12 protein-coding genes are annotated in these 23,683 nt (G+C 73.5%); 7 read left to right on the top strand and 5 right to left on the bottom strand.

Annotated elements, in window-relative coordinates:
• The 4 genes from AB0O11_RS26895 to AB0O11_RS26880 form a co-directional block, all read right to left on the bottom strand.
• The coding region (locus AB0O11_RS26895; protein ID WP_363391929.1) for a chlorite dismutase family protein at positions 1 to 383 on the bottom strand (383 nt) is incomplete at its 3' end.
• Between the two features lie 29 nt (positions 384 to 412).
• Positions 413 to 1,477: a uroporphyrinogen decarboxylase gene (gene hemE, locus AB0O11_RS26890; RefSeq protein WP_363391928.1), complete on the bottom strand. Its 1,065-nt coding sequence runs from the start codon at positions 1,475 to 1,477 to the stop codon at positions 413 to 415.
• The gene (gene hemC, locus AB0O11_RS26885; RefSeq protein WP_363391927.1) at positions 1,474 to 2,478 is read right to left on the bottom strand and encodes a hydroxymethylbilane synthase; all 1,005 of its coding nucleotides are present in this window, start codon (positions 2,476 to 2,478) and stop codon (positions 1,474 to 1,476) included. Before hemC ends, hemE begins: the two co-directional genes overlap by 4 nt.
• A 4-nt stretch (positions 2,479 to 2,482) precedes the next feature.
• The gene (locus AB0O11_RS26880; RefSeq protein WP_363391926.1) at positions 2,483 to 3,790 is read right to left on the bottom strand and encodes a glutamyl-tRNA reductase; all 1,308 of its coding nucleotides are present in this window, start codon (positions 3,788 to 3,790) and stop codon (positions 2,483 to 2,485) included.
• 290 nt (positions 3,791 to 4,080) lie between these two features.
• Between AB0O11_RS26880 and AB0O11_RS26875 the strand changes: the two genes are divergently transcribed.
• The 7 genes from AB0O11_RS26875 (at position 4,081) to AB0O11_RS26845 (ending at position 15,144) form a co-directional block, all read left to right on the top strand.
• Positions 4,081 to 5,499, top strand: coding sequence for a cytochrome P450 (locus AB0O11_RS26875; RefSeq protein ID WP_363391925.1), 1,419 nt, complete (start codon positions 4,081 to 4,083; stop codon positions 5,497 to 5,499).
• The gene (locus tag AB0O11_RS26870) at positions 5,489 to 6,511 is read left to right on the top strand and encodes a hypothetical protein (protein WP_363391923.1); all 1,023 of its coding nucleotides are present in this window, start codon (positions 5,489 to 5,491) and stop codon (positions 6,509 to 6,511) included. The genes AB0O11_RS26875 and AB0O11_RS26870 overlap by 11 nt, the downstream gene beginning before the upstream one ends.
• Positions 6,512 to 6,956: 445 nt before the next feature.
• Positions 6,957 to 8,012: a 3-oxoacyl-[acyl-carrier-protein] synthase III C-terminal domain-containing protein gene (locus AB0O11_RS26865; RefSeq protein ID WP_363391921.1), complete on the top strand. Its 1,056-nt coding sequence runs from the start codon at positions 6,957 to 6,959 to the stop codon at positions 8,010 to 8,012.
• 6 nt (positions 8,013 to 8,018) lie between these two features.
• Positions 8,019 to 8,933: a hypothetical protein gene (locus AB0O11_RS26860; RefSeq protein WP_363391919.1), complete on the top strand. Its 915-nt coding sequence runs from the start codon at positions 8,019 to 8,021 to the stop codon at positions 8,931 to 8,933.
• Positions 8,930 to 10,909: a fatty acid CoA ligase family protein gene (locus tag AB0O11_RS26855; RefSeq protein ID WP_363391917.1), complete on the top strand. Its 1,980-nt coding sequence runs from the start codon at positions 8,930 to 8,932 to the stop codon at positions 10,907 to 10,909. Before AB0O11_RS26860 ends, AB0O11_RS26855 begins: the two co-directional genes overlap by 4 nt.
• On the top strand, positions 10,906 to 11,973 hold the full coding sequence (locus AB0O11_RS26850; RefSeq protein WP_363391915.1) for an NAD-dependent epimerase/dehydratase family protein: 1,068 nt from the start codon (positions 10,906 to 10,908) through the stop codon (positions 11,971 to 11,973). Before AB0O11_RS26855 ends, AB0O11_RS26850 begins: the two co-directional genes overlap by 4 nt.
• A 75-nt stretch (positions 11,974 to 12,048) precedes the next feature.
• Entirely contained in the window at positions 12,049 to 15,144 is a 3,096-nt protein-coding gene (locus AB0O11_RS26845) for a non-ribosomal peptide synthetase (RefSeq protein WP_363391913.1), read from the top strand.
• On the opposite strand, the gene AB0O11_RS26840 is transcribed toward AB0O11_RS26845, so the two are convergent.
• On the bottom strand, positions 15,131 to 23,602 hold the full coding sequence (locus AB0O11_RS26840) for a hypothetical protein (RefSeq protein WP_363391911.1): 8,472 nt from the start codon (positions 23,600 to 23,602) through the stop codon (positions 15,131 to 15,133). The genes AB0O11_RS26845 and AB0O11_RS26840 overlap by 14 nt on opposite strands.
• Positions 23,603 to 23,683: the final 81 nt, after the last annotated feature.

The raw sequence follows: 23,683 nt of genomic DNA, 5'->3' as shown, positions 1-23,683 counted from the left end.
AGGAAGGCCGGGATGTGCGACTTGTTGAACTCGGCCGGGCGGTGCAGCGCCATGTTCGACCAGACCGGCTCCAGCAGCCGGCCGAGGCCGGTGCGGCGGAAGCGGTTGTACGCCTCCTGGAGGTCGTCGGAGTCGGCCGCGTGCCACCAGACCAGGATGTCGGCGTCGGCGCGCAGACCGGAGACGTCGTACGTGCCGCGCACGGTCACGTCCTTGGCGGCCGGCTGGGCGAACAGCTCGTCCACCTCGGCGGCCAGGGCGGTGCGGTCCTCGGGCAGGGCGCCCTTGAGCTTGAACACCGACCACATGGTGTAGCGGATGACCTGGTTCAGGTCGCGCGCCTTCTTGCCCGCGTGCGGGGACTTCGCGGAATCGTCGGTCAACGGTGGGCCTTTCTCGAAACGGTCCGGGGTCAGCGGGCGCCGGCCTCGTGGACGAAGGCGACGAGGCGGCTGAGCGCGTCCGGGTCCATGGACGGCAGCACGCCGTGGCCGAGGTTGAAGATGTGGCCGCTGGTGCCGAGTGCCTGGGCCGCGTGCAGCACCTCGCGGGCCTTGGTCTCCACGACCCTGGTGGGCGCGAACAGCACCGCCGGGTCGAGGTTGCCCTGCAGCCCCTTGCCCGGGCCGACCCGCTCGGCGGCGACGTTCAGCGGCACCCGCCAGTCGACCCCGACGACGTCCGCGCCTGCCTGGCCCATCAGGCCGAGCAGCTCGCCGGTGCCGACGCCGAAGTGGATCCGCGGCACGCCGTACCCGGCGACGGCGTCGAAGACCTTGGTGCTGGCCGGCATCACCGAGCGGCGGTAGTCGTCCGGCGCGAGCGCGCCGACCCAGGAGTCGAACAGCTGGACCGCCGAGGCGCCGGCCTCGATCTGCACCCTGAGGAAGGCCGAGGTGATGTCCGCGAGCCGGTCCACCAGGGCGGCCCACAGCTCGGGCTGCCCGTACATCATGGCCTTGGTGTTCTCGTGGTTCTTGGACGGCCCGCCCTCGACCAGGTAGCTGGCCAGCGTGTACGGCGCCCCGGCGAAGCCGATCAGCGGGGTCCCGCCGAGCTCGTCGACCAGCAGGCCGACGGCCTCGGTGATGTAGGGGATGTCGTCGGGCTCCAGCGGGCGCAGCCGCTTCAGGTCCTCGACGGTGCGGATCGGGTCGGCGATGACCGGGCCGATGCCGGCCTTGATGTCGACGTCGATGCCGACGGCCTTGAGCGGCACCACGATGTCGCTGAAGAAGATCGCCGCGTCCACCTTGTGCCGGCGCACCGGCTGGAGGGTGATCTCCTTGACCAGCTCGGGCCGCATGCAGGACTCCAGCATGGGGATGCCCTCGCGGACCTTGAGGTACTCGGGCAGCGAGCGGCCGGCCTGCCGCATGAACCACACCGGGGTGTGCGGCACGGGCTCGTGCCGGCAGGCCCGCAGGAACGCGGAGTCGTACGCGGCGCCGCGGCGCCCGGGAGTGTCGGGGTTCACCGGGCCGCGACTCCTTCCAGGCACTGCGCCACGCCTTCGACGAGCATGCGCTCGGCGAGCCGGCGGCCGATCGCCGCCGCCTCGGCGGGAGTTGCGGGCGGTGCCTCGGTGAGGGACCTCCGGCACAGGCGGGAGCCGTCGGGCGCGCCGACGGCCGCCTCGATCCTGAAGAGCCCCGTGGAGTGGCCGGGTTGGCCGAGATTTCCGGTCGCGATGGCACCCACGGGCGCCGAACAGCCGGCCTCCAGCGCGGCGAGCAGGGCCCGTTCGGCGGCCACCGCGAGCCGGGTGGCGGGATCGTCGAGTCGAGCGAGCTGCGCCGCCAACTCCTCGTTCCCAGCCGAGCATTCGACGGCCAGGGCACCCTGGCCCGGGGCCGGGAGCAACCGGTCGGTCGGCAGCACTTCGGTGACGGCGTCCGACCGCCCGAGGCGGGTGAGGCCGGCTGCGGCCAGGACCACCGCGTCGAGCTCTCCGCCGGAGACGTAGCCGAGCCGGGTGTCGATGTTGCCGCGGATCGGCACGAGCTCGACCCGGTGCCCGAGTTCCCTGGCCCAGGCGGCGAGTTGACACATCCGCCGAGGGGATCCGGTGCCGACCCGGGCACCGTCCGGCAGCCGTTCGAAGGTCAGGCCGCCGCGGGCGACCAAGACGTCCCTCGGGTCCTCGCGCTCCGGCACGGCGGCCAGCACGAGGTCGGACGGGGAGGCGGTGGGCAGATCCTTCAGGGAGTGGACGGCGAGGTCGATCCGTCCGGCGAGCAGCGCATCACGAAGCGCCGAGACGAAGACTCCCGTCCCGCCGATCTGGGTCAGGGCCTCGCGGGAGAGGTCGCCGACCGTGGTGATCTCCACGAGTTCGACCGGCCTGCCGGTCAACTGCCGTATCCGTTCGGCGACCTGTCCGGACTGGGCGAGTGCCAGTCGGCTGCGCCTGGTCCCGAGGCGCAGCACGCCGTCCGGGCTCTCGGGCGATCGGGTGGTGGTACGGGTGCCGGCCATCGGCTCACTTCGATTCATCGGTGCGGGCCCGACCGACGGCGGCAACCGTCTGCGGGTCGAGGTCGAACAGGATCCGGAGCGCATCGGCGTACTCCATACCGCCGGGCCCGGCGGCGAGTTGCTTGACCCGGGCCGTGGGCGGGTGCAGCAGCTTGTCGACGACGCGGTGCACGGCGATGGCGATCTCCGTGCGCTGACGATCCGTCATGTCCGGGATTCTGCTGTCGAGCCGGGCGAGTTCGGATCCGATGACCTCGGCTCCCAGGGTCCGCAGGGCCACCACCGTCGGCGCGACCCCGGCGGCCTGCCGGTCCGCACGGAAGGCCTCGGTCTCGGCTGCCACGATCCGCCGCACCGCGTTCACCTCGGCCGCCGCCGGGGCGTCGGCACCGCCCGCGCTCATGCTTTCGATGCCCACGAGGTGGACGCCGTCCAGGTCGGCCACCGCGGCGTCGATGTCGCGCGGCATCGCCAGGTCGAGCAGGCCGAGGACCGCGCCGTCGCCACGCGCGGCGAGGGCCGCCGCGACGGTCGGCTCGTCCAGGACGAGACCGGTCGCACCGGTGCAGGAGACGACGAGGTCGGCCGTGGCGAGTTCGCCCGGCACCTCGGCGAGGTCCACGCTCCGGCCACCGGCGGAGGCGGCCAGCCGCTCCCCGGACTGCCGGCTCCGGTTGGCGACGACCAGGTCGCGGACGCCGAGCCGGGCCAGGGCCGCGGTGGCGAGCGCGGCCATCGAGCCGGCGCCGATCACCAGGGCCCGCCTGCCCTCCGGTGCACCGACCCGCTCGGCGAGCCGGTCGAGCCCGTAGGAGACCAGGGAGCGGCCGGCCCGGTCGATGCCGGTCTCACTGTGGGCCCGCTTGCCGACCCGGAGCGCACGTTGGAACAGCTCGTTGAGGGCACGTCCGGCGGTGCCGAGTTCCTGGCCGAGGCCGAGGGCGTCCTTGAGCTGGCCGAGGATCTGGCCCTCGCCGACCACCAGGGAGTCCAGGCCGCAGGCGACCGAGAACAGATGGTCGACGGCCCGGTCCTCGTAGTGCACGTAGAGGTACGGGGTGAGCTCGCCGACCTCCATGCCACTGTGCCGGGCGAGCAGGCCCGACAGCGCCGCGACGCCGTCGTGGAACTTCTCCACGTCCGTGTACAGCTCGATCCGGTTGCAGGTGCCCAGGACGACGGCCTCCGCGGCTGCGCCGTCGGTGATCACCTCCCGGAGCAGCACAGGCTTCGCCCCGCTGGTCAGGGCGGCGCGTTCGAGGACGTGCACGGGCGCGGTGTGGTGACTGAGTCCCACCAGGAGCAGGCTCATCTCCCGCTCACCGCCGGTTCGCGGCCGGGAGCGGCGGGCGCTGGGGTCGGTCGGGTTCGCATGAGCATGGGGCAGAGCCGTTCTCTGACGCCTGGGCTTCGGCTGGGGACCCCCGGTCGAGCGCGGCGGGGTTCGGCCCTGCCCGGGGGGGGACGGACGGAGCCGACGGTCGGCAGGAGTCTGTCCCGCGCGCGGACCGTGGTCACTACGGATCTCCGTATCCCGGACGCCGCCACTGACCAGCGACGATGATGCCGCACCCTCGCACCCCGTTCCCCAGGGAAGTACCGATGACGACTCCCGCCCTCGACGTCCCGGTCGCACCCGGACGCCTTCCGCTGGTCGGCCACGGCTGGCAACTGTGGCGCCGGCCCCGGGACTTCATCGGCTCGCTCCCGTCACTGGGCCCCGTGGTGCGCCTCGACGTGGGCAGCTGGCCGGTGTACTTCCTCACCGACCACGAGCTGATCCACCACCTCGTGGTCGCCCAGAGCCACAGCGTGGAGCGGGGGCGGATCTTCAAGCGGCTCGGGCCGATCCTCGGCAACGGGCTCGCGACCTCGGAGGGGGAGCTGCACCGGCGCCAACGGCGGCTGATGCAACCCGCCTTCCACCACAGCCGGATCGAACGGTACGCCCGGATCATGGGCGAGAACGTCCGCCGGCTCGCCGCCTCGTGGCAGCCCGGGCAGGTCCTCGCGGTGGACCGGGAGATGTACCGGCTGGTCACCACCACCGTCGCCGACGTGATGTTCTCCTCCAGCCTCAGCGGCGCGGCCGTGGCCGAACTCGTCGACGCGGTGCCCGTGGTCAGCAACAGCCTCTTCTACCGCGCCGTGGTGCCGAGGACGCTGGAGTCGCTGCCGATTCCGGTGAACCGCCGGTTCGACGCGGCGGCCGCCCGGCTCCACCACCTGATCGACGGCATCATCAGGGAGCGCCGCGAGAGCGGGGACACCTACGGGGACCTGCTGTCGATGCTGCTCTCGGCGCGCGACGCCGAGACCGGTGAGCCGATGGCCGACGCGCAGGTCCACGACGAGGCCGTCACGATCCTCTTCACCGGGACGGAGACCACGGCGACCACCCTGGCCTGGGCCTTCCACGAACTCGCCCGCCACCCCGAGGTCGAGCGGCGGGTGCGGGCCGAGGTCGACGCGGTGGCGGGCGACGGCCCGATCGGCCTCGCCGAGGTACCGAAGCTCACGTACACCGACCAGGTGCTGCGGGAAGTCGTGCGTCTGCACTCGCTGTTGCTGCTGATGCGGCGGACCACCGCCCCGGTGCGGCTGCGGGACACCGTCGTCCCCGCGGGCACCGAACTCGCATACAGCCTGTACGGGTTGCACCGGGACCCGGGGCTGTACCCGGATCCGACCCGCTTCGACCCGGACCGCTGGTCCCCGGAGCGCGCCGGGTCGCTGCCGCGCAGCGCCTACCTCCCCTTCAGCGCCGGCAGCCACAAGTGCATCGGCGACTCCTTCGCCTGGACGGAGGCGCTCATCTTCCTGGCCACCCTGGTCTCCACCTGGCGGCTGCGCCCGCTGCCCGGATCGGCGGTCCGGGAGGTGCCGGCCGCGATACCGAAGCCCGACGCCCTGCCGATGGTGGTGGAGCACCGGCCCCCGTACCGGGGCGACCGGACGTCCGGGCCACAGCCCTCACCCGCAGAGACCACGATTCGTCAGGAGCAGCCCGATGGCCCGTAGGTATCCGATCGACGTCCCGTTCGCGGAGCGCTTCAACCCCGGCATCACGCGGGCGACCTCGCGGCACCTGGCCTGGCTGGACCGGTTCGGCCTGCTGCCGGAGCGCGGCGCGCTGAAGCGGTACCTGACCTGGCGCTACCCCGAGTGCGTGGCCCGGTGGTGGCCCAGCGCGGTCGGTCCGGAGCTGGACCTGGGCTTCGACGCGCTCGGCTGGATGGTGATCCTCGACGGCCAGTTCGACCGGGACCGCGGACTCGACCCGGCCCGGACCAGCGCCGCCGTGGACTCCCTCCTCGCCGTCCTCGACGGACGCCCCGCCCACCGCTCCCCGGCCGCCGCCTCGTTCGCCGACCTGTGGGAGCGGCAGTGCGAGGGCATGTCGGACTACTACCGGGCCCGGGCCGCGGGCAACTGGGCGAACATCTTCCGCGCCTTCGAGACCGAGACGCTCAACCGGGCCGCAGGCGCCGTCCCGGACGAGGAGGAGTACCGGCGGCTGCGTGACGTGTCCGGGTACATGTACGCCCTGCTGGACCTCAACGAGCGGTTGCGCCGCTGCGAACTGAGCCGCGCGGTGTGGGAGAGCGGCACGTTCCAGCAGCTGGTCCTCGCAACCGTGTGGGCGATCAACTACATGCAGGACGTGCTCTCCCACGAGCGGGAGGAGCGGCAGGGGGACGGCCACAACATCGTGTTCGTGCTGGAGCACCATCGCGGCCTCTCCCGCGAGGAGGCGCTGGAGGAGGCCATCACGATGGTGCACGACCACATGAGGGTCTTCCTCGGCGCCGAGGCCGCGATCCCGTTCACCCTGGACTCGCTCGGGGTACCGCTGGCCGACCGGCCGGCGGTGTACGGGTGCATCGACGACATGCGGGCGAGCATCTCCGCCACCTACGTGTGGTGCAGCGACTCGCCCCGCTACGCGGTCTCCGGCGACAGCCGGGACGACCAGCAGGGCTACCTCGGCGACATCTGCGACGAGGAGCACCTGCTCCGGCGGACCGGGTGAGCCCCGGCACGACGAGCAGGACCGCAGGCGGCGTCCCCACACCGATCGGTGTGGGGACGCCGCCGTTTTCGCGCACGGCGGAGTCCGAACCGACGCGGCGTCACACATGCGGCCCGGAAGGCCACTTGCCGTGCTCGATCGGCACCGGAACGTAGCACACCTGCGCGAGTCCGCTCGCCCTCCGGGGCTTGATCGACTTAGTTAGGCTGCGTGACTATCGCCACGTCCTGACGATTCATCACTTGAAGCATCGCTGCGCTACGGTCGTTGCAGTCGCCAACGATGATGGCTCGGACGATCACTCTCGGTGATATCAGGCAAGGGCGCCCCGTCCGTCACGCTCGTCGGCTCGACCGCCACTCCTCAGCGGAACCCGCACGCCCCAGGGCCGACGGGTCACTGTCATGGGCATGGCATGAATCCTTGAAGACCGGAAGTGAACCCAATGACGACAGAACGCAGCAGCCGTTTCGAGGCACTCGGGATGTACCTGCCCCCGACCGTGCTGCCCACCCCGGAGCTGGTCGCCCAGGTGACGGGCGTGCCCGGACTCGACCTCGAACGGATCACCGGGGTGACCGAGCGCCGGGTGTACGACCCCCGCCCCGAGGCCGGGGAGGACTCCTACGGCCTGGCCCTGAAGGCGGCCCGGGACGCCCTCGGCAACTCCCGCCACCGGCCGGCCGACCTGGACGTCGTGATCTCCACCTCCATCAGCCGCTACCGGGGGGACCGCCTCTACTTCGAACCGTCCTTCAGCCGGATGCTCGCCGAGGAACTCGGCGCGCACTCGGCGATCCACTTCGACGTGTCCAACGCCTGCGCCGGGATGATGACCGGAGTCCTCCTCCTGGACCGGATGATCCGCGCCGGGCTGGTGCGCAACGGCCTGGTGGTGAGCGGCGAGCGGATCACCCCGATCTCGCAGACCGCGGCGGCGGAGATCACCGACTCCTACGACCTGCAGTTCGCCTCGCTCTCGGTGGGCGACTCGGCGGTCGCCGTCGTCATGGACGAGTCCGTGGACGAGGCCGACCGGATCCACTACGTCGAGCTGATGACCTGCTCCGAGTACTCCCACCTGTGCCTCGGCATGCCGAGCGACCGCACCCAGGGCATGGCGCTGTACACGGACAACAAGCAGATGCACAAGAAGGACCGGCTCAGCCTGTGGCCGGTGTTCCACGGGGAGCTGCTGGAGAAGAACGGCCGGACCTTCGCCGACGAGGGCTTCGACTACATCGTCCAGCACCAGGTCGGCAAGCGGTTCATCGAGGTCTACAACCAGATCGGCGAGAGCGCCTTCGGCACCACCATGCCGCACTCGCTCTCCGTGGTGGAGGAGTGCGGCAACACCGCCACCACGTCCCACTTCCTGGCACTGGCCCGCCACCTGCGCGCCGGGACGGCCCGTCAGGGCGCCAAGTTCCTGCTGGTCCCCGCCGCCTCCGGCGTGGTGACCGGAGCCCTGTCCGCCACCATCTCGCACCTGGGGGTCTGACCAACCATGAGCACCGTCATCACCGCCGCCGCCTCCGCCACCCCGCTGCCCGGGGAGACCACCGCCTCCGTCCGCCTGGCCGGCGCGGCCGCCCGCGACTGCCTGACCCGGGCCGGCCTCTCCCCCGACGCGATCGGCACGCTGATCAACGTCGGCGTGTACCGGGAGCAGAACACGACCGAGCCCGCGATGGCCGCCCTGGTGCAGAAGGAGGCCGGCATCAACCTGGACCACCTCCTGGCACCCGACGCCGCACCCGCCTTCTCCTTCGACCTGATGAACGGCGCCTGCGGCCTGCTCAACGCCGTCCAGGCCGCCGGGGCGCTGCTGAGCACCGGCAGCACCGACCGGGTCCTGGTGACCGCAGCCGACACGCACCCCGGCGGGCGCGCCGCGGACGACCCCGCCTACCCGTACGCCGACCTCGGTGCCGCGCTGCTGCTGGAACGTTCCAGCGAGCCCGACGCGGGCTTCGGGCCGGTCCGCTTCGCCACCGCCCGCGGCCCGGTGGGCGGCGCGGGCTACCTGGACACGGCGACCATGGGCACCGAGGGCCGCCGCCGGATCACCGTGGAACGCGACGCCGACTGGGCGCAGCGCCTGGTGGAGCTCGCCGCGGAGACCGCCGCCGACTACCTCCGGGCCGAGGGCCTCGACCCGGCCCGCACCCGGCTGGTCTGCAACCGGCCCGCGCCCGGGTTCGCCGCCGCCGTGGCCGCCCGGCTCGGCATGCCCCCGCAGGCCCCGGCCGTCGAATCCGTGGACGACCGTGCCCCGCACACCGCCGCGCTGGTCCTCGACTACCTGCGGGCCGTCGAGCAGGAGCCGCCGGCCGGCCACGACCACCTGCTGTTCGTCTGCGCGGGCGCCGGGCTGAGCGCCGGCTGCGTGAGCTACCGGCCGGTGGCGGTGACCTCGTGACGGCGCCGACGAGATCGGAGCCGGACACCTCACTGGGCCTCGCCGACCACCTCGAACGCCACGCCCACGACTTCCCCGACCGGGTGGCGATCCGCCACGCCGACCGGTCCGGAGCGTTCCACGACCTGACGTACGGCCGGCTCTGGGACGACGTCAAGCACCTGGCCCAGGGCCTGCGCGAGGAAGGCATCACCGAGGGCACCAGGACGATCCTGATGACGCCCTTCGGGCCCGAGCTGTTCGCCCTGGCCTTCGCACTGTTCCGGATCGGCGCCGTCCCCGTGGTGGTGGACCCGGGCATGGGCCTGCGCCGGATGCTGCACTGCTACCGCTCGGTGGGCGCCGAGGCCTTCATCGGACCGCCCGCCGCGCACGCCGTCCGCACCGCCGGCCGCCGGACCTTCGGCAGCGTCCGGACCACCGTCACCCTCGGACGGCGCTGGTTCTGGGGCGGGCAGACCCTCGACGGCCTGCGGTCCCGACCCCGGCGGCCGGTCGCCGGGGTGGGGCCGGGCGGTGACGACCTGCTGATGGTCGGCTTCACCACCGGCAGCACCGGGCCGGCCAAGGGCGTGGAGTACACCCACCGGATGGTCGCCACCATGGCCCGCCAGATCCACGCCGTCCAGGGCCGGGACGGACACGAGGTGTCCCTGGTGACGGTCCCGACCTTCGGCATCGTCGACCTGCTGCTCGGCTCCACGCTCGTCCTGGCGCCGCTGAACCCCGCCAAGGTCGCCGAGGCGGACCCGCGCCCGCTCGTCGAGGCCCTCACCCGGTTCGAGGTCACCACCCTGGCCGCCTCACCGGCCCTGCTGAGGGTCCTCGCCGACCACCTCGCCCGGCAGGAAACCCCGCTGCCGGCCCTGCGCTCGGTGGTGGCCGGGGGCGCGCCCGTCGGGCCCGAACTGGTCGCGGCCCTGCGCCGGGTCCTGGGCGGGGACACCGCCTTCCACGTGGCCTACGGCGCCACCGAGGCCCTGCCGATCACCTCGATCGAGTCCGCCGAGATCCTGGCGGACACCGCGGCCCGCAGCGCCCTCGGCGCGGGCACCTGCGTGGGCAGGCCGGTGGACGGCACCGCGGTGCGGATCCTGCCGGTGGCGGACGGGCCGCTGTCCGGCCGCTCGACGGACCTGGCCGTGGCGCCCGGCGAGATCGGCGAGATCGCCGTCGCCGGAGACTCCGTCAGCCGGCGCTACCACGCCTCCCCCACCGCCGACGCCCTGCACAAGGTCCGACTGGAACACGGCGGCCGCTCGGCCGAACTCTGGCACCGCACCGGCGACTTGGGCTACGTCGACGACCGGGGGCGGCTCTGGTTCTGCGGCCGCCGCACCCAGCGGGTGCGCACCGCGAACGGCGATCTGCACACGGTCTGCTGCGAGGGCGTCTTCAACACCCACCCCCTGGTGCGCCGCGCCGCCCTGGTGGGCGTCGGCGAGCCCGGCGCGCAGCGCCCGGTGGTGTGCGTGGAGACCGAACCCGGCGTGGACGACGCCCGGTGGCGCCGGCTGGAAGAGGAGTTACGGGAACTGGCCGCCGCTTCGGAGACGACGAGCCGGCTGTCGCTCTTCCTGCGGCACCCCGGCTTCCCGGTCGACATCCGGCACAACGCCAAGATCGGCCGCGAACAGCTCGCGGACTGGGCCGCCCGGCGGCTCTCCGACGACCGGCCCCGGGCCCGGCGTTCCCTGCGAGCGGTCCCCCTCGCGGGCTGGGCCTACCTGCTGGCCGGCGCGGTCCACCCCGTCGACCAGCCGGTGCTGGTGGCCCTGTGGTGGATCGACGCCCTCCTCAGCGTGGTGGTGCACGCCGCCCAGCTCCCCGCGGCCCTGCGCCGCGCCCGCGCCGCGGGTCGTGGCCGGGCGGCCGCCGCCGGGCTCACCATGCTCCTCGGGGCGACCTGGTGGCGATCCCTGCCCGAGCCGCCGGCCCCGGCCACGGCCACCCACCGGGACGGAGGCCGGCGATGAAGGTCCTGGTCACCGGCGCGTCCGGATTCCTCGGCGGACACCTCGCCCAGCAGGCGCTGCGCGACGGCCACGAGGTACGGGTCCTGGTCCGCAGGGGCAACGACGTGCTCCACCTGCTGGAGCAGCCCGGCATCGACTTCGTCCACGGCGACCTGCTCGACCCCTCATCGCTGCGGCGGGCCGTCGCCGGAGTGGACGCCGTGCACCACAGCGCCGCCCGGGTCGTCGAGTACGGGACCAGAGCGCAGTTCCGGGACGCCAACGTCGTCGGCACCGCGAACCTGATCTCCGCGGCCCGCGCCGCCGGGGTCCCGCGCTTCGTCTTCGTCAGCAGCCCCAGCGCCCTGATGCAGCGCGGTGAGGGCGACCGCCTCGGCATCGACGAGAGCACGCCGTACCCCACCCGCTACTACAACCTGTACTCCGCGACCAAGGCGGAGGCGGAGCGGCACGTCCTGGCCTCCAACGCCCCCGGTTTCACCACGGTGTCGCTGCGCCCGCGGGGCATCTGGGGCCCCCGCGACTACTCCGGCTTCCTGCCGCGCCTGCTGGTGAAGATGGCCGAGGGCAAGCTGCCCGACCTGTTCGGCGACCACCGGCCGCTCGCCTCGATGTGCCACTGCGCCAACGCGGTGCGGGCCTGTCTGCTCGCCGCCGAGGCACCGGCCGAACGGGTCGGCGGCCGGGCCTACTTCGTCACCGACCGCGAGCAGACCGACGTCGGCGAGTTCCTCGACGGCCTCGCCATGCTCTTCGGCGTGCGGCCCCCGACCCGGATGGTCGATCCGCGGCTGGCCGCCGCCCTCGCCGAGGTCGTCGAACTGGTCTGGAAGCTTCCGCCACTCGCCGCCCGGCGCGAACCACCGCTCAGCCGCTACGCGTTGACGCTGTTCACCCAGTCCACCACGTACGACATCACGGCCGCCGAACGCGATCTCGGCTACCGCCCGGCGGTCGACCAGGGCTCGGGCCTGCACGAGCTGCGCGCATGGGCCGACTCCCTCGGCGGGGTGTCCGCCTACCTCGACGCCGTCCGGTCCCGGCTGGGCACGCGCCGCCGCTGACCACCGCCGCCGGGGCGCCGGCCCGCCGGCCGCGCCCCGGCCCTCTCCCTCACCGCACACCGACAGGACTTCGCCATGACAGCACCCCAGGAGGGCGGTTCCGGCCGCCCCGGCGTCCTCGCCCCCGACGCCTCCGATGTCCCCGACGCCTCCGACGCCTCCGACGCCTCCGACCGCGAGACGGCGTTCTCACACCGACGGGTTTCCAGCAACGAGTGGCTCTACCTGGCCTGCGAGGACCTCGCGGAGCCCTTCGTCATCCAGATCGTCGTCGAGGGCACCGGAACGATCGAGCCCGAGCGGCTGCGCCGCGCCGTTGCCGAGGCGGCGGCCGTCTGCCCCGGCTCCCGGCTCGAACGCCGGCACCGGACCTGGGTGGACAGCGGCCGCGCGCCCGAGGTCCGGGTCCTGCACGACCTGCTCCCGCCGTTCCGGGAGCCGCTGAGCGCGGTACACGGGCACACCGCCGAGGTGGTGCTGATGCCGGGCGCCAGGACCACCGTGGTCTTCCGGGTCCACCACGCCGTCATGGACGGCCGGGGTGCGCTGACCTGGGTGGGCGAGGTGTTCCGCGCCCTGCGCGGGGAGGAGCCGCTCGGCGCGCCGTCCGGGCTGGACGACGACGCCCTGCTCGACCAGCTCTGCGCGGGCCGGACGCGCGGCCGCGCGGCGCAACGGCTGCGCTGGCGCGCCCCCTGGCCCGAGAGCACCGGGCCGCTTCGCGGACTGGGCGAACGGCTGCGGCCGGACACCTCGACCCGCTGGAGCCGACGGACCGTGGCCCACGCCCCCTCCGCGCTGGTGGCCCGCGCCGCGGCGGCCATCGCGGACTTCGCCGACGGCCCGGTGCGCGTGATGGTCCCCGTCGACCTGCGTCGCCACCGCCCGGGGCTCCGGGCGACCGCCAACCTCACCCTGCCGGTCTTCCTGGAGGGCGGCCCGGGGCGCCCCTGGGACGAGTGGCACGAGCAGTTGCTGCGCCAGCTCGCCGAGGAACGCCACCTCGCCGCCGGCGAGGAGCGGGCGGCGGCCCGGCTGCCGCTGGGCGTCCTGCGGGCGGCCACGCACGCCCTCGACGGCGCGGCCGTGCGCAGCCGCCGCTACCTGACCTCCGTCGTGGTGTCCCACCTCGGCCGGGTCGAGCCGGAGGCGGTGCGCGCTCCCGGGTTCGAGCCCGAGACGGTGTACTCGGTGCCGCTGCGCGTCCCGTACGCCCCGGTGTCCATCGCCACCGTCAGCTTCCGCGACCACACCGAACTGCTGCTCTCCTACGCGGGCGGGCGGGCGCAGGCGCGCGGTGCGGAGGCGCTCGCCACGGCCGTCGCCCGGGCGCTCGGCACGGCGGCGCCCGGGCAGGCGGCGCCCGACGAGTGTCCGGGGAACGCGGACGGCCCCGCGGCCGACAGCGCCGACACGCTGGTGGAGCTGTGGCGGCGTCAAGCGGAGCGGAGCGCCGACGAGACCGCCCTGCTCGCCGGGGAGGAGCGCGTCACCTACCGGGAGCTGGACCGGCGTTCCGACGTCGTCGCGGCGGAGCTCGTCGCCCGGGGCATCGGACGCGGCGCGGTCGTCGGCCTGCTGGCCGACCGCTCGGTGGCGGCCGTGGTGGGGCTGTGGGGCGTCCTCAAAGCAGGGGCGGCCTACCTCCCCCTCGAACCCGCGCACCCCGCCGCGCGGATCCGCGCGCTGCTCACCGACGCCGGGGCCGCACTCTGCCTGGCCGGAGCGGTCCACGCGACGGTGCCCGGGGAGGCGTGCCCGGTCCTCGTCCTGGAGGAGCTGCCCGCACACGGACCCCGGCCCGCTCTTCCGGCGGTCGGGCCGGAGGACACCGCGTACGTGATCTACACCTCGGGCTCGACCGGCGCCCCCAAGGGGGTCCAGGTGCCGCACCGGGCCCTGGTCGCCTACCGCGCCTGGGCGGGCCGGCGCTACCAGGTCGACGCCGGCACCCGGTTCGCCCTGTTCACCTCGCTCGCCTTCGACCTGGCCGGTACGGCCCTCCTCCTTCCGCTGCTCGCGGGCGGCAGCCTGGCGCTCTTCCCCGGGGAACCGACCTTCGAGACCCTGACCGACCTGCTCACCGGTTACGGAGTGAACGCCCTCAAGCTCACCCCGGCGCACCTCGACCTGATCACCGGGCTCGGCGTCCGCCCCACCGGTCTGCGCACCGTCGTCGTCGGCGGGGAGCAGTTGCGCGGCTCGACGGCGGCGCGCGCCCAGCGGCTCTTCGGTCCGAACTGCCGGATCGTCAACGAGTACGGGCCGACCGAGGCCACCATCGGGTGCGTCGTCCACACCTTCGACCCGGAGCGGGACGGGCAGGCCGGGGCCGTACCGATCGGCCGGCCGGTCGAGGGCACCCGGGCGCTGCTCCTGGACTCCGAGCGCCGACCGGTGGCATCGGGGCAGACCGGTGAACTCCACCTCACCGGAGCCCAGTTGGCCTCCGGCTACCTCGGCCGGCCCGACCTCGACCAGGAGCGCTTCGTCACCCTGGAGGACGGCACGCGGGCCTACCGCACCGGCGACCTCGCCCGCACCGGCCCAGGGGGCGAGCTGGAGTTCCTCGGGCGCGCCGACGAGCAGCTGTCGATCCTGGGGCACCGGATCGAACCGGCCGAGGTGGCGGCCGTGCTGGAATCCCACCCCGGCGTCCGGCAGGCGGTGGTGACGGGCCTGCCGGGTCGGCTCCCCGGTCAGCAGCGGCTGTGCGCGTACGTCACCGGCACCGCCGAACCGGCGCAGGTGCGGGCGTATGCGGAGGGCCTGTTGCCGAGGTACCTGGTACCGGCAGCCGTGGTCGTCGTGGACTCCTTCCCGCTGACCGCGAACGGCAAGACGGACATGAGCGCCCTGGCGGACCCGTTCGCCGGACAGCCCGCCGCCCCGGCGACGCAGTCCCCGGCCCCGGGGGACGGGCTCGGGGCCGAGGTCGCCCGGGTCTGGGCCCGCGTCCTGCGCGTCGACGAGGCGGTCTGCGCTCCGGAGGCGGACTTCCACGCGCTCGGCGGGGACTCCCTGGCCTTCCTGCGGATGTTCAACGAGGTGGCCACCGGCCTCGTCGAGCCGGAGCACCGAACGGCCTTCCGCCGGCACCTGCGCGACCTGCTGCGCGAGCCCACGGTGACAGGCGTCTGCTCGGCGGTCCTCGCGGCTACGGCGTCCTGACGGAGTCCGGTTCGTCGAAGGCCGACCAGTCCGGTTGGGGAAGGACCAGGTCACCGTCGGCCCGCGCGGCCTCCTGGACCTGCCGGGGGGCCACCTGCTGCCCCTCGGCCCGGGCCGGGCTCGGCGCGTCCCGCGGGTGCTCGGACGGTGGGCGGGTGTGATCGGCCCCGCTCCGGCGCCCGAGGACCCCCAGGTCCGAGCTCCGACGCAGAACCACCCCGCCCAGCGTGCCCAGGGCGTGGTAGACCCCGTCGAGCAGGGGACGGTCCCGCTCCGCCGCCGGCACGGGGGCCGGCCGCTCCGGCGATTCCTCGACGGCGGTCACGGCGTCGTGGGCCGAGCCGCCGGCACGCGACCGGGAGGTGATCCGGAAGCGGGCTCCGGGCAGGAGCACCACCTCCTCGTCCGCTCGACGCGCGGAGAAGGGCGTGATCTCCACACCGCAGCGTCCGTTCAGCTCGTACGTGGTGAAGACCTGACGGGTGAGCGAGGGGGTGCCCGTTCGGGCCATGGCACGGCGGGCCACGCTCGCGCTGCGGGTGGCACTGGTGAACTCCCTGGGCGTGTGCGGGGAGCCGCCGGAGGTGGGCGACAGCCGGGAGAGGGGGCTCGTGGCGACGTCCTCGAACAGGCGGCCGGCGCGGAAGGCGGTACCGAAGGCCCGCGGCAGCCTCTCCAGCGCTTCGGACACCATCGCCGCGTGGACGGACAGTTCGGCCATCACCGCCGGAAGCAGGTCGTCCAGCCGCGCGGCCGCCCCCTGCGGGGTGCCCACGGCGGCCGGACGCAGGACCTCCGGCAGGAGGTCGCGGCCGGGGTGTCTCGTACCGGCCCACTCCAGCAACTTCTCGGCCTCGGCTCGGAGCTCCGAGGAGCGCAGCGGAGCAGGGGTCCGCAACATGACGTCGACCAGCGGGCGGGCCGGCCCGCTGTAGACCGCGAGCGCGACGAAGTGCGCCGGGGTGATGTCGCGCAGCACCTCCTCGGCCGTCGTGCCGTGACGCTCCAGCCAGCTCTGCACGTAGGGGTCGGCGTCCGGCTCGGTCAGGGTGGCGGCGAAGGCCTCCCGGCGCTCGCGGGCCAGGGCGAGGCCCGCGGGCCCGGGCTCGCCGAAGCCCCCCAGGGCCTGCGGCTTCGTGGCCTTCGCCAGGTAGGCCGCCTCGTGCGGCAGCATTCCGCCCTCGGCCTTGGTCCGCAGCTCGGACACCGCAAGGCCCGGAATCCCCTGGTACATCCGCGTGGCGTCGTGGAACAGGTCCGAGGGCATCGGCGGCATCGTGCCCGACAGGTCCATGCCCCGCAGCGTCTCGTACACCGAGTGGTCCTCGCCGAGCCAGCCGATGAGCGCCAGGCCCAGGTGTTCCGGTTCGACCCCGCCCGGCGCGATCAGGTCGAAGGCGAGCATCAGTTTCGCGGCGGTGGCGGACTCCCCGGCGATCACCGGCATGCCGTACCGGTCGTGCACCCACCGGTAGTAGAGGGAGTCCGGCTTGATCTCGTACACCGCACGGCCCGGGAGCCAGCTGAGCGGCAGATCGGGGCCGAGGCCACCCGGTTCCGGCTCCGTGAGCCGGGGCTGGGCGCCCTCCGGGGCCTCGACGAGCTTGGTCACCCCGGTGAGGTCGCCCTGCGGGCCGCGGGCCACCAGGACGCCGACCACGCCGGGGCTCCCGACCAGGTCGTCCACGAAGGCTTCGGAGTTCCGGCGCTGCACCCCCTCGATCGGGACGGGTTCCTGCCGCACACCGGTGACACCCATCGCCATCGGGTGCTTCACCAGGAACTCCACCTCGCGGGGGCTCAGCCCCGCGCCGAGGACCTCGTAGTCCCTGCGGCCCAGCGTGACACCGATGTGGCCCTGGGAGAGCGGGCGCCGGCGGCGGGAGAAGAAGCTGCCGAGATGACGTGACGAATCGCTCAGCCAGTGGCGGGAGTTGGCCAGCACGTTGCCGGTCGAGAAGATGTCCCGTCCGAACTCGTGCGCCTCCAAGGGAAGGAGCTTGAGCAGGATGCCGTGCAGCATCGACCGGGCGGATCCGTTCAGGAACGCCGCGTGCCCGCGCAGCCTCGCCACGTTCAGGCCGAGGCGCTCGGCCAGCGGCCAGTCCTGCTCCTCGATGATCCGGTTCAGCAGGGACTTGAGGTTGAACGGCGAGTCCTTGAAGTAGGCGGCGTTGAAGAACGCGGTCATCACCTCCCGCAGCCCGCCCTCCTCCAGCATCTGAGAGAACCCCTCCGCCGTCAGCCCCTCACCGACCTGGCCCGCGGACCGGGGATCGTCCTTGAGGAAGGCCTTGACGATCTCCTCCGTTCCGGCCTGCGGGTACGCGGCCTTCAGGACGTCGAACAGCCGGGTCGCCGCCCCGCGCGCGGCGCGCACCGCCTCGGGATGGCTGTGCAGGTAGCCGCTCAGGAGCCGCTCGAAGCGTGCGGCGGCGGCCCGGTAGTCGGGGTCCTCGTAGAGGCCGCGGAGCGTGCCCGGGTGCGGCGTCGTCTCTCCTTCGGCGGCGGGCACCCGCCCGGGGATGCGGATGGGAGGCGGCGGGGGCATCGAGGCGGCCGACTCCGTGTCCGAGTCGGCGTCGGACACGTTGTCCCAGTCGATGTCGCCGAACCCGGCCGGGCCGACCAGCTCGAACCGCATGCCGCCGAGTTCCACGTCCACCGGCGGGCCGGGGCGCTCGGCCTCCGGGTCCATCAGCTGCCGGAAGCCCTCGAACACCGCGTTCTCGGCGCTCACCGCGTGGACGGGGTTGGCGGGGGCGGAGTGCACGGCCTGCGGATCCGGTCCGTACAGGCGCTCCAGGAGCGGCAAGAGGTCCGGCTCGTTCTGCCGCACCCACTCGGGGCCGTTGTTGCGCGGGTGGCCGGTGTAGGGATCGTGGCCGTGGTTGGTGCCCAGGTAGGCGTTGGTGACCTGGGCGAAGTACTCGAACTCGTCCCGGGAGCTGTAGTTGTCGTTGTCAGAATGGTCGTACCGGCGTGGGCCGTCCGGCCAGGCGACCGGGCTCTCCATGCCTGCTGCCCGGGCAGCAGCATCGACCTCGATCTTGTACTGGTACGCCGCTTCTATGAGCTGTTGATCTGTCTCCGCGAGGCCTTGACGGTGGACGGTGTGCGCGAACTCGTGGGTGGTGGTCGAGTACCCGTCCTCATACACCCCAGCCCCGACACGCGGGGCTTCGCCGAGCAGGTTCTCCTCGGAGACGGCGACCTCCAAAGTCCCTCCGGCACCGCGAGCATCGTCCCATCCACGACCGTGCCCGGCTTCGGATTCGAGAGTCATACCCGCCACGTCCTTGAACTCCGGCACCTCGGTCATCCGGACGTCCCGGGGGATCACCGTCACCCCCGCGCCCGCCTTGAGCAGCCGGGCGGCGACATCGCGGTCCTGGAGCATCCGGGCGACCTGTGCCCGGGCCTCCAGGCGTGCGGAGACCGGCTGTTCGGTCCGCGGGTCGACGTGCACCATCAGCTGCGCCGCCGTCCTCGCGAACTCGGCTGCGGGCAGGGCGGCGTACAGCGCGTCCACGAGCTCCGGTTGCTTCGCGAGCCAGCGGCGCTGCTGGTCGCCGAGCGCATCGAGGGCCGACGCCCGCTCACCGGCGGACATCCCCGGCAGCGTCGCGATCAGCTCGCGGGGCGGCGTGGCGGTGGTCGCGGGAACGGCTGGAGGCCCGGCCGGGACTCCAGCGCCAGCTGCCGGCTCCCCGGGCAGGCCCGCGGGCGGCGGCGACGGCTGCCCGAACGCCGCCCTCACCGACGGCGGGGTCTCCTCCGCGTCGAGGGCGGCGGAGATCGCCGCCCTCAGCTCCTCCGCGTCACCGTCGGCGATCAGCCGCAGGAACCCCTCCGTCGCCGGGGCCGGGCCGCCGCCGGGGAGGAAGGACCGGGCGATCTCCTCGGCCGTGCTGTCCGGGCGTGCGTCCAGCAGCGCGTCGAAGAGCCGGGCCGCCTCGTCCCTGGCCCTGCCCGGATCGTGGGGGTGCTCCCCGTGGCGCGGCTCGCCGTCGCCGAAGCGGTGTGCGCCCGGGATCCCGCCGGGTCCGGTGTAGCCGGCGGTGCTCGACGCCGACAGGGTCCGGTGCAGTCCCGGCATGGTCGGCGGTTTTCCGGCTCCTCGCATCAGGTCGATCGAGTTGAGCAGTTCGGCCCGCTGCGCTTCCCTCGCTCCGTTGCCCGGGTCCGGTCCGTAGAGCGAGCCGACCAGGCGGTCGACGTGGTCGAGCGTCACCTCCTCGGACCCGCCGAGCCGGAGGTGGGAGCGGGCGATGTCCGCGGCCATCCGGACCGTGATCAGGCGGTCCAGGTTCACCAGGCGGTTCCCGCCGTGCAGTTCGGCGGTGAGCCCGGCCAGGTGCCAGACCCGCAGACCCGCCCGGTCGGTGGCCTCGGCCGGAGCCACCGGGTCGAGCGGCAGGCCGATCCGCTCGGCGAGCGGGCGCAGATCCCGGGACGACTCGATCGGCCCGGTTCCGCCCAACTGCCGCAGGACCGCGAGCAGTTCTTTGTGTCGTGCCCGCACCACCCCGGCGTCCCCCGAGGTGAGGAACGGCAGGTCGGGCTGTTCCTCCTCCGCCACGATGCGGACCATGCCCTTCGCCGCGTCCTCCACCTCCCGTGCGGTGATCCGCACCCGGCTGCCGGGCTTGAGGAGCACCTCGTCCTCGTCCGGCAGCCGGGAGAACGGCGCGATCCGCACTCCGTTGTTGCCGGTGGCCGTCAGCTCGAAGAGCACCGGGTGGGAGACCAGGTTGCTGTCGTAGTCCTTCGCGAACCCCTTCGCGATCTCCTTGTTGCCGCTGAAGCTCGCGAACTGGTGGAAGACGTAGTGGTCGCCGCCCCAGGTCGAGAACAGCCGGCCGACCGGGCTCAGCGGGTCGCCTCCGAACGCCCGGTCACCGCGGTAGACCTTGCCGAAGGCCGGGGGCAGCTGCCGCAGGGCGTCCTGCAGCATGTGGGCGTGCAGGCTCATCTCGGCGCGGATCGACGGCAGCAGCTCGTCCAGTTTCGCGTAGATCTCCTTCCGCAGCAGGGCGCTCTCGGGTGCGTCGTACGCCCCATCCGGCCTGCTCAGCAGAGGGGCGATCCCGGGGGCGTGCTCGATCGAGGCCGGCAGTGGCTTGTCCCGCCACAGGTAGGCGTCCACCAGGTCGCGGGCCTCGATCCTCAGGACCAGTCCGAGGGCCGGACCCGCGTACTTCAGAGCGACGTTGATCAGTGCGTAGGAGGGTCCGGTGTAGACCGCGAACGCCGTGAAGTGGGCTTCGCTGAGCCGCAGGAGCACGTCCCTGGGTGTCATCGCGTGCTCGACGAGCCACCGGGCCACGTGTGGTTCCGGGGCGGGAAAGCCGCGCTCCACGAGCCGGAAATCCGCTCGCCTGCGCTCCGCGAACCTGAGCGTCATGGCGTCGGTCTCCGCGAACGCGCCGTCCTCCGGCCTGCCGCCGATCTTGTCGAGGTAGGTCCGCTCGTGCGGGAGCTCCTGGTAGTGGAGGACGTTCGGCAGATAGCCGCGGAGCTCGGTGATCCCCAGTCCCGGGATGTGGCGGTACAGCTCGGCGCCGTCGCCGTAGTGCCGCTCCGGCGGGGAGCCGAACACGCCGGTGAGCCGGACCCCGGCGAGGATCTCGTACACCGAGTGCTCCCCGGTGGGCAGCAGCCACCCGAACAGGCCCTTGAGCATGAGCTCGGGCGCGGCCCCGCCGATGAGCCGGTGAGCGGACATGGTCCTGGCCGCCACGGCCGAGACGCCGGAGCACACCGGGATACCGGCGGCCTTCCGGTCGCGCACCCAGTCCGAGCCGGCATCGAGGTGGAACCTGACCGACCTCGGGGTCCAGGGCAGCGGGGCCCAGGGCTGTGCCTCGCCCTTGGACCGCAGGAAGCCCAGTTCGCGCGGGCTGAGCGGCACACCGAGCTCGTCGAGGTCACGGGGCGTGCGCGGGGCGGTGGCGGCGTCCCGCTGCGCGGCGGAGGCCTGACGGCGGGCGAGCACACTGCGAACGTACTCGGTGGTGTGCCGCTCCCAGTCCGGGGTGGCCGCGATCATGCCGCCCCCCTTGAGGATGTCCGCCTCGAAGGCAGCGGCGCCGGGGCCGGCGACTGCGCGCAGGGCGGTGCGCAGCCTGTCCCGGTGGCCGCCGGTGGTGAAGGCCGCCTGCCGGCGCAGCGCTGCGACGTCCAGGCCGAGCCGTTCGGCCCTTCCCCAGTCCTGGGTGCGCACGATCTCGTCGACCAGGTGTGCCAGGGAGAGCGGGGAGTCCCCGTACGCGGCGTTGTGGAAGGCGGTCAGCAGCTCCCGGGCGTTGCCCTGCTCGATCAGGTCGAGCAACAACCGCCCGGGGCGGTCCCCGCCGAGGCCGATCTGGCCCGGCACGGTCGGGTCGTCGCCGAGGAACACCTTGGCGATGTCGTCCAGATCCGTCGCCGGGTTCGCCCGGACCAGGACCCGCATCAGGGTGTCGACCGCGGTGCCGACCTCGACGGCGGCCTCGTCGTCGGCGAACGCCGCCGCCCCGAGCCGCTGTTCGAACTCCATCGCGTTGGGGAGGTACTGACCGTCCCGGTACAGCGCGTCGAGCCCCGCCTCGGCACCGAACTCCCGCGCTCCGTCCGGTTCGGGCCCGAGCGTGGCGATCTGGGACTGCGTCTCGGCGACCAGGTAACCCTCGGGCACGGCCGTCGAGTTGGGCGGGAGGCTGCCGTCGGACGGCAGATGGGCCCCCAACAGCCGGGTGTGTACGGTGTCCTCGCCGGCGGCCATCGAGAGCTCCACCCAGTGGTCCGGCTCCACCCGGGCGTTTCCGGCGCTGTCCCAGCCGACCTTGACGGCGGCCGCGGTGTACCCGGGGGCGGACCGGTCCACGCTGAACGGCCCGTCCACCTTGGGCAGGTAGCTGATGGCGCTGCGGGGGGCGTAGGCGGTCAGCGGGCGCCCGGGTTCCGCGCGCCGCAGTTCCCTGAGCACTTCGGCGGCGTAGGAGGACGTGAGGCCCCTGCCCGCGTTGCAGGCGGCGAGTTGCAGCGGTTTGGCGGCGTCCCAGGTGCCTTCGTGTCGGAGCCTGGTCAGGACCTGTGCCAGTTCCGCGGCGGCCACGGGATGGCCGCGCCAGCTCGGCGCGCCGTCCGACCGTTGGACGTGGCTCGCCAGGACGAAGAAGCGGTCGTCCCGGGGGAAGTGCGTGATCGCGTCCAGGGTTCCGGTGCGTTCGGTCGGGTCGGTGGCCGGGTCGAGGAGCCAGTGCACCCCGGCGGGTCCGTGCCGGGTGGTCAGCACGGTGACCATCTCGTCGATCCGCTCCGCCTCCGGTGCCGGATGGTCCGTCGGGTCGTTCAGGGGTAACGCTTCGCCCCGGGTGGAGGAGGTCGCCTCGCCGGAGTGGGCGGTCGCGGCTTCGTGCACCGGCCCGGCCGGTTCCGGGTGCTCCGGGCCGAGCGGGCCGAAGGTGACCGCGTGCTCGATCGGCGTCAGGTCGTGGGCGGAGGCCGTCGTCCGTACGGTGCCGGGAGGCAGCCGTTCGACGACCGGACTCATCGGGGCCGGTTCGGGTGCCCGCACCTGACGGGCCCGGGCCGCGCTCTGGGCGGCGCCGCCGAGCGCGCCGGTGGCGCCGCCCGCCCCCGCCGCCAGCGCGAAGGTCCGTGCGTCCCAGGGGCCGCCCGTCCAGGCGGTGGAGACCACCGCGCCCAACTCGCCGCCCACGGCCCCGTTGACCGCCCCACCGGCCAGGTCCTTCAGCAGCTGTGGTCCGGCCACCCGGACACCCAGAGCCCGGCCCACCAGGTCGCCGAGCCCGCCCGCGGCGCCGGCCACCGCCGACACCGCGAACGACGTCACGTCGAAAACCCTGCGGTAGCGGCCCTGTTCGAGGGCCTGAATCCCGGCGTCCTGGACGCCGCCGAACAGGAAGCCGCCGCGCAGCTGCGCCAGGAGGTCCAGGACGATCTCCCGGAGGGTGCGGCGGGTGCCGCCGACGACGCCCGGGACCAGCAGCGCGGACAGCCCGCCGGAGGCGGCCACCGCCCAGAGCAACTGGGCGATCATGGACAACGACATCGCCATCGCGCACTTGATCGACCACTGCGCGTAGTCCGCCTGTGCGGCTTGGGCCTCCAGTTCGGCCGCGCCCTGGCGCAGCAGTTCCCCGCTGCCCCGGACGCTCCGGCCGGCCTCGGCGAGCGCCGAACGCATCGCCGCCCCGGAGCCGGTGTTCGCCAGCCCCGGCGGCAGCCCCACGGCCGTGTTCCACGTCGCCGTCGCCTGCCCGTCCACCGCGTCCGCCGACCGGCGCAGTGCGGCGGCCCCGCCCAGCAGCCCCGGGGGGTCGACCAGCGGATAGCTGCTGCCCGCCGACGCTCCCATGAACCAGGCCCAGGCGTCCGGCACCTCCTTTCCTGACTGGCCGAAGGTGAACAGCCGCCCGAGGACATCCGTCCAGGAGGAGGAAACCGGCATTCTCGAAGAACCACCAAACAGGAAGAGCGTGTGCCCCGTACCGCTCGGGCCGTGTGCCCCGGGGCCGGTCCTGGGGCCGGG

This window comes from Kitasatospora sp. NPDC093102, assembly GCF_040683915.1.
Taxonomy (GTDB): Bacteria; Actinomycetota; Actinomycetes; order Streptomycetales; family Streptomycetaceae; genus Kitasatospora.
This window is presented reverse-complemented; position numbering and strand designations above follow the sequence as displayed.

What these genes read in the sequence shown, in the direction of transcription:
- AB0O11_RS26880 (WP_363391926.1), bottom strand. Translation starts at nt 3,790, where the DNA reads ATGAGCCTGCTCCTGGTGGGACTCAGTCACCACACCGCGCCCGTGCAC.
- hemC (WP_363391927.1), bottom strand. Translation starts at nt 2,478, where the DNA reads ATGGCCGGCACCCGTACCACCACCCGATCGCCCGAGAGCCCGGACGGC.
- AB0O11_RS26850 (WP_363391915.1), top strand. Translation starts at nt 10,906, where the DNA reads ATGAAGGTCCTGGTCACCGGCGCGTCCGGATTCCTCGGCGGACACCTC.
- AB0O11_RS26840 (WP_363391911.1), bottom strand. Translation starts at nt 23,602, where the DNA reads ATGCCGGTTTCCTCCTCCTGGACGGATGTCCTCGGGCGGCTGTTCACC.
- AB0O11_RS26845 (WP_363391913.1), top strand. Translation starts at nt 12,049, where the DNA reads ATGACAGCACCCCAGGAGGGCGGTTCCGGCCGCCCCGGCGTCCTCGCC.
- AB0O11_RS26875 (WP_363391925.1), top strand. Translation starts at nt 4,081, where the DNA reads ATGACGACTCCCGCCCTCGACGTCCCGGTCGCACCCGGACGCCTTCCG.
- AB0O11_RS26865 (WP_363391921.1), top strand. Translation starts at nt 6,957, where the DNA reads ATGACGACAGAACGCAGCAGCCGTTTCGAGGCACTCGGGATGTACCTG.
- AB0O11_RS26870 (WP_363391923.1), top strand. Translation starts at nt 5,489, where the DNA reads ATGGCCCGTAGGTATCCGATCGACGTCCCGTTCGCGGAGCGCTTCAAC.
- AB0O11_RS26860 (WP_363391919.1), top strand. Translation starts at nt 8,019, where the DNA reads ATGAGCACCGTCATCACCGCCGCCGCCTCCGCCACCCCGCTGCCCGGG.